The following is a 13,046-nucleotide window of genomic DNA, read 5'->3' as shown; positions in this document are numbered from 1 at the left end:
GAAGGTTTCATGACCGGCGAAATCGATGGTTTGGGAGTCTTCTGAGGATCGCCGGGACTCGGGGGGCAGCGAATACAGCAATTTCCACCCCTGATGGCTGGCTGTGCGGTTGTTTCCAAGGGGATCAAAAGCGAACATGCCGCCTTCGCGGACCTCTGAATGATCATCCGCGAATCTTTCCTCGATTTGTCCCCCCGGAGTCAGCGATTGATGCCTGAGTCTGCAACTGAAACCGAATCGCAGCAAAACCCAGTGCCCGGCGCGGAGCCCTGCGCCGTGATTCTGGCCGCCGGAAAGGGAACGCGTATGAACAGCGCGTTGCCGAAGGTGCTCTGCCCGGTCGTCGGTCGTCCGATGATCCATTTCGTTCTCGATGCGTTGGAGAAAGCCGGGATTCACCGTCATTTGGTCGTCGTGGGCTACGAAGCCGACGCGGTGAAAGCTGAATTGGCCAAGCGAAACGGTGACATCACGTTTGTCTTGCAAGCCGAGCAGCTCGGCACCGGTCACGCCGTGGCCGTCTGCCGCGAGCACTTGACCGGCCAACAAGGTCCGACGATCGTCGTTGCAGGAGACTCGCCGCTGATCCAACCGACCAGCCTGCAAACGCTGCTTGCTCATTTTCGGGAACATCAGCCCGCGTTGTTGCTCGGCACGCTGAGGAAGGACGATCCGACGGGCTTGGGACGCATCGTTCGCGACGCCGACGGTAATTTCATGGGCATCGTTGAGCACAAGGACGCGAGCGAGGAGCAGTTGCGGATCAACGAAGTCAACATGAGCACTTATTTGTTTCAAACGCCCCAGTTGCTCAGCGCTCTGAGCCAAATGAGCAATGACAATGCTCAGGGCGAGTATTACTTGACCGACTGCGCGAAATTGCTGCGGGAGTCGGGGCATCGTGTCGAAGCGTTGCCCGCGCTGCAGCCGTGCGAGTCGTTATCGATCAACAATCCCGACGAGTTACAGCTCGTGGATGAAAAAATGCGAGCGATGGGATATGCGTGAACTGAAAATCTTTAGCGGACGTGCGAATCCCGAGCTGACGGCCCGAATCTGCAGGCATCTGCATTTGGAACCGGCTGCGATCTCGTTGGGCAAGTTCCCCGACGGCGAAAACTATTGCAAGCTGGACGAAGACGTCCGCGGTCGCGATATTTTTCTCGTGCAACCAACTTGTCCACCCGTCAATGACAACTTGATCGAGTTGTTGACGATGATCGACTGCTGCAAACGCGCCAGCGCCGAACGCGTGACTGCAGTGATCCCCTACTACGGTTACGCACGCCAGGACCGCAAAGACGAAGGCCGTGTGCCGATCACTGCGAAGCTGGTCGCGAACTTGATCGCCCGCGCCGGCGCCGATCGCGTCTTGACGATGGACTTGCACGCGGCACAGATCCAAGGTTTCTTTGACGTGCCGGTCGATCACTTGTATGCCGCCCCCGTGCTGAACGAACACTTCAGCAACCGCAACATGACCGACGACCGAATCGTCGTCGTCAGTCCCGACGAAGGAAGCATCAAACGCGCCGTTGGTCACGCCAAGCGACTCGGTGGGCAACTCGCGATCGTCGACAAGCGGCGAACCAGCGCACTGGAAGTACGACAGAGCACAATCATCGGTGGCCCGGTCGAGGGCAAGATCGCCTTGATGTTCGATGACATGATCAGCACCGCCGGATCGATCTGCGGTGCCGCGAATTTGGTGCACGCCGCCGGGGCAGCGGAGATCCACATCGCCTGCACCCACGGCGTCCTCTGCGGCCCCGCGATCGAACGATTGCGTGACGCACCGATCGATTCCATCACAATCACCGATTCGATCCCGATTCCCGCCGACAAAATGCTGCCCAACATGGTGCAACTGACCGTCGCCCCGCTGCTGGCCGAAGCGATCAAGCGTATCCACCACGACCAATCCATCAGCGAACTGTTCCGCGAACGGTGAATGAATTGGTTGCTGATATCAACGATGTGGCTTCGGTACGCAAGCTGAAAATGGCTCCCCTCTCCCCCAAGGCTTTCGCGCGCACGGCTCTGCCATTATCCAAGACTTCGTCGCGAAAAGCTTGGGGGAGAGGGGCAGGGGGTGAGGGGGACTACTTGCCGGACAACTGCATCATCTGCCAACTTGGATGATGGAGTTGAAACGGTTCTGCTTCGGCCTGCGGTCTTCCTCCAAAAACTCTCGGACAGCGTCTTCGGCTTCCTTGCAATGTTTGGCTGGTAATTCGTTGATGATCTCTTGCATCGATGTCTTCTTCAACTCCTGTATTTTGTCGTAAAACTTTTTTTCGACTTCGGCGATCGTTTCTCGCAGCGCTTTGGTTTGGTTTTCGTTCAAATCGAAGTCCTCGGCCAAGCCGTTGATCATTGCAAACTCGTCGCCAAATTTTTGCTTCAGCCCCTTGAGCTTCACTCTTCTGGAGAGTTTCTCTGATTGCTCTGGCGTCAAAATGCTCTGCGCCTCCATCGCGAGGTTCCCCATCATTTCGTTGTAGCTTTCAACGTCGAATGCGGCACCCTGCCTCGCTGCCCTTTGAAAGCAGCCTGCTCAAGTTATCCGCCCAGCCGGAAAACCGAAATCTCCACACAACGTCGCGTTGTCATCGCCGATACAGCGGCAACAGTAAATGTGCAGAATAATCTGCACCAATGTCTTGCATCCCCCGTGTCGATCTCATACCTTCTTTGTGCAGACTTATCTGCACAAAATGCGATCGCCACTTGCAGGAGGACGTGATGCGTTTCACACCAGGGGAGCTCCGAGTGATGAAATTGCTGTGGGAACACGGCGAGCTTTCTCCGCCTGAGCTACAAGAGTTCTACGGTGCCCCAATTAAAGACCCAGCACTTCGCAGCTACCTGACGATTCTGGTCGAGAAGGGTCACGTCACTCGAAGACGTGATGGCAAAGCATTTCGGTACAAAGCGACCACGCCCAAGCGTCGAGCGTTTCACGAAATGGTGCGGGAACTCGCCGACGCATTCTGCGATGGTTCTCTGCGTTCATTGATGATGAACCTTGCGGAGCAAGAAAGTCTTACAGAACAAGATTTGGCGGAACTAAGAGACGCTGCTGGACTCGGAAGTCAAGAATCAATGCCAAGTGATTCCAAGTCAAAAGGATCGAAGAGAACAGCCAGGAACATCAAAACCAAAAAGAAGGGGTGAAACGATGTTTGATTTTCTCTATGAGAACCAAGCCTATGCGTGGTGGATTGCCAAATTATCGCTGGTTTTGTTTACCGTTCCTCTCTTTGCATTTTTGCTACGGAACATCAATCCACGTTGGCGAGTGTGGGCCTATCGTGTCGTTGCAATCGCCATCATTGCGTTGACGCTCGCAACGCTTTTTCCACCCATCAATCAACTGTCATTGGCATGGATGGAGCCCGATCGAGACACTCCGAACACGGTGGAGTCGGTTGATCGCAATCTTACAAGCGTCGCTGATGCTGCCAATGAGGTGGAATCGGTAAAGCCACAACGTCGTGCTCCTGCATCCACGCGTTCGATGTACGACTTACCTGCGTTTGATGAGAAAGGATTCACCCTGCATGAAAGTCCCTCAGCGGAGGAAGGCTTGGGCAACGACGTCGTATCGGCAGGGAGCGATGCTCTTGAAAACCAACCAGTGATAAACGAGAGACCTGGCGTTCTAGCGTTGCCTTCTATCGGGTGGATCGTTTTCAGTCTTTGGATTTTGGGTCTGTTTATTGAGTCGTTTCGTTGGATACTGGGCGTGTCGAGGGCGAGACGATTGATACGCGTCAGTCGTCCCGCAGACGCGGAGACCATTGCACTGATGCGTGATCTGTGTGAGCAACTCGGGGTACGTCTACCACGGTTACTAACAACAGAACTGGTGGATTCGCCTTGTGTGGTCGGGACAATACGCCCAACGATCCTGTTGCGTGAGACACATGAATCACCGGATCTCCGATTTGAGTTGGCACACGAACTGGGCCACATTGCCGGAGCGGATCTTTCCTGGGACGCCGTGATGCGTTTGTTGCGATGTGTGTTCTGGCCGCATCCATTGGTCTGGTTCTTGAGGTCATCACATCGCATTGCTTGTGAAATGGTTTGCGATTTGGCCGTCGCAGATGCTTTCCAAGATCGTGAGGGCTACTCGCGGACCCTGGCGCGGGCGGCGTTGACAGTCAGTCACCGCAGATCGGTGGCCGCCGACGGATTTGCAATGGCTCGCACCCCAAACGTGATGAAACGTCTTCGTATGATCGGCAGTGGCATCCACGCGAAACCCCTCGGCAAGGCATATGGTTTATTGGCGTTCGCGATCCTGATGATCGCCGTTTTCGTCGGCCTGACAGGCATTGCCATTGTGCCCCGGATCATTGCCCAAGAACCGAACCATGCCAATCTCTCGATCAACGTACGCGTTGTTTCCACAAGCGACCAGCCGTTGTCAGACGCTCGCGTCGAAATGACACTTTCCCATAATGCAATGACTCGTACGATCATTGCGATCACCAATGGTGATGGCTTGGCGGAGTTTTCCATCGAACGACCAGCGACGAAGTATTCCGTCCTTGGAGCGGTTTACTGCAATGACCATGTGCCTGAGGCGATCCCACGCGTCGAGTACGCCCCCGATCAACAGCCCCAACAGATGGTTGTCCGACTGGCCCGTGGTGCGTTGGTGGGTGGCACTGTTCAAGACGAACAAGGCAAGCCGATTGCTGACGCCAAGATATCGATATTGAAGATTCAGCCGGGCTCGTCGTTCATCCAAACTTTTTTCAATGAACGTTCCGCAGCAGACGGTACATGGTTGATCGACGCCGCCCCAGACGATGCACGGATCTCAATCCGGCACGATGATTTTATCGATCAAACGTTCGCCGTGACCCCTGGAACAGAGGGCGAATATATTCTTGAACGAGGACGAACGATTCGCGGAATTGTCAGGAACAAAAAAGGAGAAGCGGTAGCTGGGGCGACGGTTGGATTCCAGGCAAAGGGGCGAGGCAGCATCCCACACGTGCTCACCGACGAAGAAGGCAGGTTTCATCAAAATGCTCTGCCCAATCAAGCAATCACCGTCTATGCATTTGACGCCGAACACGTGAAGCAAAAACAGTTCGTTGAATTGACGCAACATGACCAGGAAGTCGAGTTCAAGCTGTTACCCGGCAGGAGAGTCGCTATCCATACGTCGGATCAACGTGGAAATCCGATCGTCGGTGCCTGGGTGAGAGTTCACGAAAATGCTGTTCTTGGAGGCACGCTTTGGACCGGCGCAACCGACAATGCCGGAGTGTTTCGATGGAGTGGTGCAGGCAGCGATCCTCTGCAAGTTTCCATCGGCGCCAATGGATTTCGCAGCACCGAAATGATCGCTGAACCGGAAGTGCCATTGACAGTAACGTTAAACGAGGTCGCCCACTTGAAAGCTACCGTCACCGACGAGCAGACAGGAAAACCGATCGATCAATTCACCGCCAAAATTGTCGATGCAAATCTGCACGATGATGTTGTTCGGCGTTCAGATGCGATGGTGATCGCACGACGAGGTCGGCTGGAATTCGAACTCAGGTTTGAAATCGAGAAACCTGTACTCGTGGTCGAGTCCGCCGGCTACCAGACCTGGCGACAGCCTTTTGATCCCAACGAGCTTCAACATTCTTTCGATATAAAGCTTGCGCGAGTGGTGGCCGAACCCACGAACACCATCAGAGCACGCCTATTGGATCCCAACGGAAAGCTGGCTGCCGGTGCAAAAGTCGTATTGATCGACCCAAGCACTGCCGACCCATTTAATGCTTTGTCGCGGGGTGGCAGGACCGTGGGAGGATTCGAGACGCTTGAAACTCGTACCGATAACCGGGGGCGACTTGAATTCATCACCAAAACGCCATTGCCAGCCAACGCAACCTTGGGCATCGAACACGATTCGGGGTATGCTCAGGTTCTCGTTGCCGATTTGCCAAAAGAAAAGATCATTCGATTGAGACCTTGGGCTCAACTCAAGGTTTCAGTTCTTGCAAACGGAAAGCCCGTTTCCGGTGCGGAGGTGTCGCTATCACATGAATGGCGTGCCTACGCCCCATCATCCCTCCTGCAATCAAACCGTCGCCAGCAGACCAATGAGAACGGTGAAGCCACCTTCAACCGAGTTGTCCCCGGATCGGTAAGCATAAAAATCTCAAACGACGGAAAACGTAGTCACCAAGCAGGATTCGTTTCCACAGAGCGTTCATTTGAGATCAAGGACGGGTTCAATGAGCTTGTTGTCAAAGAAAGCGGGATTCGCCTCGTCGGACGTGTGATTTTGGGGCCAGATCCCCAAGGGCTTCGTCAACCCACGTTTGATGCGCCGGGTATGTTGCAAAGCGATTCTGGCTTGACTCAATTCAAAGCCAACGACGACGGCAGTTTTATCGTTGAACACCTGCCTGCTGGAACTTACTCGATCCGTCTGCCCGTGATGGCAAAGGTCCCGAAGGGTCACTCCGGAAACGGACGCGTGATCGACACAATCAATCAAACGTTCGAGTTGAAAAACGACGACGCCCCGCAGAGAGAAATGCAGTTCAATTTGTCTTGGAATCGCATCCCTACCACCGGCGATGACGCTCTCCCTTTCGTCTCGCTCACACCGGACGGAAAAGTGATTTCGTCCAAAGAGTATTCCGGGAAATGGCTACTTCTCGATTTCTTCCCCAGCCAGTCGGAACTGTACCAACAACAACTGACTCGATTGCGAGCGATGCATGCTCACTGGAATTCCAAAGGAGTTGCGTTCCTCAGTGTCGCAATTCTTGGACATGTCAGTGGTGATATCGTTGGCAATTGGTCGTCGTTGGATTGGCCGATCGTGGGCAGTCAGTTCACGAAAGATCGGATTTTGTCGGATTACGAAGCGGGCACTGCTCCAACAAGGCTCCTGATCAATCCTCAAGGAAAAATCGTCTATCGTGGCAGCGATCTTGATGAACTCAACAAAGTGCTGACGTCATTGGTGACAGACGCATCAACCGCGTCAGGAATCGATTTCTCAAGCGGACCATTGAATGGCGCTGAGTCGGTTCCCTCACAAGAAGCTTTTCAGGGTGACGCCGACGCCATGATGGCGAGAATCGAGAGCCAAACCAAACCACAAGATCCCCATCCCCGTCAGGCCCGGCAAATGGCGTACAGCCTGAGTTTTTATCGGAAAGATGGCTCCCTGTTACGTTCAATCTCGCTAACCGATTTCACTACCCCAAGGTTTTCCTCGGGGCATAAGATCGCGATGGATCACGACCGACAAATGGTCTTTGTAGTAGCGTCCGACGCTGTCTTAGCATTCAATCGCCGAGCAGAGTTGCAATTTCGCACCCCGCTACCGCATGTTGAACACTTAGCGATCAACCAGCGAACCGGAGACTTGTGGTGTGCTTCTGGCTTCCAAACGACTGGTGTCACAGTCATTCTGGACAAGAATGGAAATGAGCGTCGGCGGATACCGTACGCTGCGAAACGCATGGACTACAGCGAGCGAGACGATGCAATGTTCGTTTGGCACGACAAGCCGTTTACTCCCAATGCGACGTTGGTAAAACTGAACGCTGAGGGAACGGAGTTGTCGCACAGGCTGATAACACCTGTTCCCTTTCGCATTGAGGGTCTCGTGTTCGACAAGAACGGGAACGTCTGGTTTGTTGTCGCCGACATTCCAGATCAAGGTGCAGGATTGAGGTTCAGTTTGTGTCGGTGTGACGATAGGGGCATCCACCGCCTGCGGACGATGAAATACTCGAATGATCCAAGCAAGCCTCCAAAAGAGCAGATGGTTGGACTTCAATTTGTCGGTGACTCGCTTTGGCTGGAAATGATTCAATTCCCTGATACACCTGATCAGAAACCAAGGACGCGAATCGAATTGGTTGCATCAGATGGGGGAATAGTTCGTGAATTTGAGTCCAACACTCAAGGCGGTCTCCTCCAAAGCGGGGAATCAATGTTCAGCATCTCAGGTGTGGCATTTCAGGAACTTGACTTAGACGGCAACGTGATCCGCTCCATACCTTTGCAACCTCCTGGACCGACAGACCTTCAGGGCATGTCCCTCTGGAGCGCCCGGCCGATCGTTGTTTTTGACGATTGAAGAATCGGTAGTACCACGGTTGGGCAGACGACACCGGAATGAAAAAGGGGGCGGAGCCGAGGATGAGGGGGCACACTCGAGCTTCTGGCGGCCCAGTGTCAGCCTTTCCAGGCCAGGGCTTCTAACATCTTTGCACTGAGTGTGAAACCATGACGCACACTGGGTTTCCCTGCTACACAAGAGTTGCAAACATGCCGAAGTAGGCAAATCTAGGGACGCGAAAGAAAGTATGTGACCACCGTAAAAATATTGACTCACGCGATAGGCTGGCGGGTTTTGGATGAGTGACCATCCAAACGCTTTTCTGTTCGTGTAGGCATCACGCTCCGCCGTGATGCGCTGCGACCAAGCATACCACGGGTGCGCCTTCGGCGACCCGTGGCTACCTTCTGCGATCCCTTGCGGGATCCAGTTTCGCTCTCACGAATCAGTATCCATACTGATAGGTAAACAAAGACGTCAGCAATACATTTCCTGTTCCGAGCAGGATGTTTACGTAGATGTTAAAAGCCCTGGCCTGGAAAGGTTGACGTACGCCAGAGCTATGCGAGGATTTCTTTGACGACGCGTCCGTGGACATCGGTCAGGCGGAAATCGCGGCCGGCGTGGCGGTAGGTCAAACGGGTGTGATCGATTCCCATTTGGTTCAAGATCGTGGCATGCAAATCATGCACGTCGACTTGATCGCGAACGATCGCTTTGCCGATGTCGTCGGTTTCTCCGTGAACGATTCCACCTTTAACTCCGCCGCCGGCCAGCCAGATGGAAAAGCAATCGCCGTGGTGGCCACGTCCGAACTTGCCTTCTTTGGTGGGCGTGCGACCGAATTCCGTTGCCCAAACGATCAGCGTTTCTTCCAGCATGCCGCGTTGCTTCAGATCGGCGATCAACGCAGCCAGCGGTTGGTCGGACGCTTTCGCCAACGGCTCGTGCTCTTTCATGTCGCCGTGGGCGTCCCAGTTCGGTCGCGATCCAGTGTCGACCAGTTCAATGAACCGAACACCTCGCTCGGCCAACCGGCGTGCGACGATGCACTGCCACGCAAAGGATTTGGTGTCGCCGCGATCCAACCCGTACATTGTAAGTGTCTTGTCGTCCTCCTGCTGCACGTCGAACGCTTCGGGGCCCGCCGTCTGCATCTGAAATGCTGTCTCGTAACTTTTCATGCGAGCGGCCAAGCGTGAATCGTCGTCGCGGCCTCGCAAGTGCTCTCGGTTGAGCTGATCCACGAGGTCCAACTCCAACTGCTGGACCCGTTGCCCAATCGTTCGCGGTGTCAAATTGGCGATCGGATCGGGACCGGGAATCACACGCGTGCCCTGGTGGTACGCGGGCAAAAAATCACTCGCGTAAACTTGTGTCCCACCGTACGGCAGGTGCGGCGCGATGACGATGAAAGACGGCAGGTTCTGGTTGACCGTCCCAAGCCCGTAGCTGAGCCATGATCCCATGCTGGGACGAGTGAAGGTTGCCGAGCCGGTGTGCATCCCCACGGCCGCTTCCGTGTGGTCAAAGTGAGCCGACTTCATCGATCGGATCACACAGATGTCTTCCATGCTGTCGCGGAGATGGGGAAACAGGTCGCTCACCTCCGTTCCGCATTTCTTGTTCACGCTCGATGGAAAGACGCTGCCCATCAATTTGTCTTTGCCTTTGCCGTCTCGACCGTTGGCGGATGACTTGGGGTCAAAGGTGTCGATATGCGATACACCTCCGGTGGCAAACACCATGATCACTCGTTTTGCCTTCGCCGGAAAATGCGACGGTTTAGGAGCCAGTGGACCGAGAGATGGATTCGCAGTTTGATCCGCAGACTGTTCTGCCGCCGACAGCTCTGACAGAATCGCTGGCAACAGGATCGACCCGCCGACCATGGATCGGATCGAATGACGTCGGTTGATTCGCAAAGGATTCATCGTGTGGGCTCGTGGGCCTGCCGAAAGGAAAGGGGGGATGTTTTGTGATGCTCAACCGTCGGTGTAATGGATTTCGCCAGAAATCCTGTTGCTGTCGGTGTAGTGGATTTTGTTAGAAATCCCATGCTCAATTGCCGGTGTAATGGATTTCTCCAGAAATCCTATTCGAAAGGAATTCTGGCGAATGCCACTACCAGATTCGCCAGAATTTGTATCGTTATTCCTTAGATGGCGGTGGGCTTGGCTTGATCAATCAACATACAAAAACTCGTTCGTTCTCAGCAGCGACCGAACCAACGCGGTCCAGATTTCGGATTCGCGTTTTTCAGGCGAAACCTTTCCACTGGCAAACACTTCGTCGATTGACGACAACCACTCCGATGCGTTTTGTCGTTCGGACGACCGGGGTGGCCGACCGAACGTCAATTCAAACGCGTATGTTAAACGCTCGTCGCGGTCGTCGCTGCTTTCCAACAGTCTCGATGCAATCTTGCCGGCTTGATCGTGCACAAATTCGTCGTTCATCAAGTACAGCGATTGCAGGGTGGTCACACTGCTGTCACGAACAGCGGTGCAAGCGTTTTGGTCGGCTCCGTCAAAGGTCGTGAAAAACGGCCGGGCGTTCAATCGAGCCATCATCAGGTAGACGCTACGTTTGTTGGAGTCGTAGCTGTCACGAAAGGGATGGTGCTGAGTGAACTGCCACTTTTCCGTCGGCGGAAACGGATGCGGGGTGCGCGGCATCTGCAATTCAAGTTCGCCGCTGAGCAGCATCATCGTGTCTCGCAAAGACTCCGCATCGAGCTGTTGACGGTCGAAACGCCAACGCAAATCGTTGTTCGGGTCCTGCCGGGTGGCGGCTGTGTTGGACGCTCCTCGGGAGCTCAGTTGATAAGTCCGGGAGAGCATCATTCGCCGGTGCATCTTCTTCATCGACCAACCATCGTCGATGAAGCGAGAGGCCAGCCAGTCGAGCAACTCGGGATGCGTGGGCGGTGTGCCCCGGATCCCAAAATCGTTGGATGTTTTGACCAGCCCGCTGCCGAAATGATATTGCCACATTCGGTTGACCATCACCCGAGCGGTCAACGGATTTTCCGGTGCCGTCAGCCAGTTCGCCAATTGCAATCGACCGCTCTGTTTCAGCTCATCACCGTTGAGCAATTGTCCGCCCAATACCTCGAGAAACCTTCTTGGGACGACGTCGCCTGTCTTGTCTGGATCACCGCGTAGATGCACGGCAGCGTCCTCCACCGAGCCTTCCGCCATCGCGTAAACGAGCTTGTCACTCGGTCGCCCATTTTCCACCAATGGCACAAAGTCTCGCGGCTTTTTGTCCAGTTCGATTCCTGGGAACGGATACTGCGTGCTTTGAAAGATGCCGTACAGGCCGTAGTAGTCGTCTTGAGAGATCGGATCAAATTTGTGGTCGTGGCATCGAGCGCAAGTGATCGTCATTGCCAACATCGTTCGACCGATGTTGTCCAAGGAATCCTCGATGGTCAAATGCTGTGGATAATTGTCGATCACCGAACCGAATCGTCGGGAGATTGCGAGATATCCTGTTGCGATCGTCTGTTCGTTTCGTTGTTCGTCCGTTTCGGCGGGCAGCAAGTCGCCCGCGATCTGCTCACGCAAAAACTGATCGTAGGGTTTGTCGGCGTTGATCGAATCGATGATGTAGTTGCGATACAAGTAGGCTTGCGGAATCGGATAGTCCGAGTTGTCGCCTGCTGTATCGGCGTAACGGACCAGATCCATCCAGTGGCGTCCCCAACGCTCTCCGTAGTGGGGTGAATCCAGCAAGCGGTCGATCACTTTGGCGAAAGCGTCTGGGGAATCGTCATCGGCAAACGCACGTTCCTCATCCGGCGAAGGAGGCAGACCGATCAAATCGTACGTCGCGCGTCGAATCAGGGTGTGCTTGTCAGCATCGGCCACCGGCTGCAATTTAGCTTGTTCACGCTCGACGGCGATGAATCGATCGATTTCGTTGCGAGACCACGTTTGATCCTTTGGTTGCGGAACGGTTGGATCGGTCAACGGACGCAGCGACCAGAACTGACGTGCTTTGTCGACATCGAACTTCCTTCGAACATATCGAGTCGCCTCGGTTCGCGGGTCCGGGGCACCCATGTTGACCCAACGCTGCAAGACATCGATCTCGGCATCAGAGAGCTTTTCATCCGGCGGCATCTCCATCCCGGGCTCGTATCGGACAGCTCGGATCAACAAACTGTGGTCCGCATCGCCGGGGACGATTGCCGGACCATTGTCGCCACCGCGACGCAAGGTGGGGCGTGAATCGACAAGCAAGCCGCCTTGCAGCTCTTCGCTCTGACTGCTGTGGCATTCATAACAATGCTTCGCCAACAACGGACGCACGCTTTGCTCAAAGAACGCCAATTGTTCATCCGTGATCGGCGGATCATTGTTTCCGTCATGTTTGCCACGCCAGATTTCGATCCCGGAAAAGTTCGCCGCGCCTCCTTTGCTCGTGATTTCGATCGCCTGCTTGTCGACATCGACGTACCAAGGCCCCAGCCGTTGCCACTGGCCGGTCGTGCCACTATTGAATTGCGACACGACCATCTTGCCATTGAGGTGAATCTCATAGGTCTCGGGATTGTTGTCCTCCCAGACATACAAAAAAACCGTCATCGTTGCCTTGGGAATGTTCTTGAGCAGAACACGATTTCCATTCCAACGGCTGCTGCGAATCATCTTCGCGCGCTGGGCATCGGTCGAAGGAATCAGTTTGACCTGCTGGGCTTCGAATGCACTGTCTTTGCAGACGTAGTCCTTGGAGTCTTTGCCGTCCCATTGGTAGCCGTCGATCACGACGGCGGGACCGTTCAAATTCAGTCCACGAAAGAACACCGCTTTCTCGGCGTCGTCGCCGGAGTGGGAATCGCCTGCGTGGACATGGCTGGCGGGACCGAAAATCACGAGTCCCAGAATGGACAGGATCGAGAAATGAAATGGACGCACGGACACAACATTCCTTGAGA

At 54.6% G+C, this 13,046-nt stretch carries 7 protein-coding genes; 4 read left to right on the top strand and 3 right to left on the bottom strand.

Annotated elements, in window-relative coordinates:
* Positions 1-210: 210 nt before the first annotated feature.
* Both Pla52nx_RS10445 and Pla52nx_RS10440 read left to right on the top strand, forming a co-directional pair.
* Positions 211-1,008, top strand: coding sequence for a sugar phosphate nucleotidyltransferase (locus Pla52nx_RS10445; RefSeq protein WP_146521634.1), 798 nt, complete (start codon positions 211-213; stop codon positions 1,006-1,008).
* A complete protein-coding gene (locus tag Pla52nx_RS10440) occupies positions 1,001-1,951 on the top strand; it encodes a ribose-phosphate diphosphokinase (RefSeq protein WP_146521633.1) in 951 nt (316 codons plus the stop codon). The genes Pla52nx_RS10445 and Pla52nx_RS10440 overlap by 8 nt, the downstream gene beginning before the upstream one ends.
* Before the next feature lie 171 nt (positions 1,952-2,122).
* On the opposite strand, the gene Pla52nx_RS10435 is transcribed toward Pla52nx_RS10440, so the two are convergent.
* Positions 2,123-2,494 carry a hypothetical protein gene (locus tag Pla52nx_RS10435; protein ID WP_146521632.1) on the bottom strand — a complete coding sequence of 124 codons (372 nt, stop codon included), beginning with the start codon at positions 2,492-2,494 and terminating at the stop codon, positions 2,123-2,125.
* Positions 2,495-2,745: 251 nt separating this feature from the next.
* On the opposite strand from Pla52nx_RS10435, the gene Pla52nx_RS10430 reads away from it, so the two are divergent.
* Both Pla52nx_RS10430 and Pla52nx_RS10425 read left to right on the top strand, forming a co-directional pair.
* Positions 2,746-3,177, top strand: a complete 432-nt coding sequence (locus tag Pla52nx_RS10430; RefSeq protein WP_197454825.1) for a BlaI/MecI/CopY family transcriptional regulator — start codon at positions 2,746-2,748, stop codon at positions 3,175-3,177.
* 4 nt (positions 3,178-3,181) lie between these two features.
* Complete coding sequence (locus Pla52nx_RS10425) at positions 3,182-8,119, top strand: M56 family metallopeptidase (protein ID WP_146521630.1); 4,938 nt, start codon at positions 3,182-3,184, stop codon at positions 8,117-8,119.
* Between the two features lie 542 nt (positions 8,120-8,661).
* Here the strand turns inward: Pla52nx_RS10425 and Pla52nx_RS10420 are convergent.
* A complete protein-coding gene (locus Pla52nx_RS10420; protein WP_146521629.1) occupies positions 8,662-10,035 on the bottom strand; it encodes a DUF1501 domain-containing protein in 1,374 nt (457 codons plus the stop codon).
* Between the two features lie 249 nt (positions 10,036-10,284).
* Positions 10,285-13,026: a PSD1 and planctomycete cytochrome C domain-containing protein gene (locus Pla52nx_RS10415; protein WP_231742175.1), complete on the bottom strand. Its 2,742-nt coding sequence runs from the start codon at positions 13,024-13,026 to the stop codon at positions 10,285-10,287.
* Positions 13,027-13,046: the final 20 nt, after the last annotated feature.

Source organism: Stieleria varia (genome assembly GCF_038443385.1).
GTDB lineage: Bacteria > Planctomycetota > Planctomycetia > Pirellulales > Pirellulaceae > Stieleria > Stieleria varia.
This window is presented reverse-complemented; position numbering and strand designations above follow the sequence as displayed.

Excerpts from the sequence above, each read along its gene's own strand:
- Pla52nx_RS10445 (WP_146521634.1), top strand. The coding sequence starts at position 211 with ATGCCTGAGTCTGCAACTGAAACCGAATCGCAGCAAAACCCAGTGCCC.
- Pla52nx_RS10440 (WP_146521633.1), top strand. The coding sequence starts at position 1,001 with ATGCGTGAACTGAAAATCTTTAGCGGACGTGCGAATCCCGAGCTGACG.
- Pla52nx_RS10435 (WP_146521632.1), bottom strand. The coding sequence starts at position 2,494 with ATGATGGGGAACCTCGCGATGGAGGCGCAGAGCATTTTGACGCCAGAG.
- Pla52nx_RS10430 (WP_197454825.1), top strand. The coding sequence starts at position 2,746 with ATGCGTTTCACACCAGGGGAGCTCCGAGTGATGAAATTGCTGTGGGAA.
- Pla52nx_RS10425 (WP_146521630.1), top strand. The coding sequence starts at position 3,182 with ATGTTTGATTTTCTCTATGAGAACCAAGCCTATGCGTGGTGGATTGCC.
- Pla52nx_RS10420 (WP_146521629.1), bottom strand. The coding sequence starts at position 10,035 with ATGAATCCTTTGCGAATCAACCGACGTCATTCGATCCGATCCATGGTC.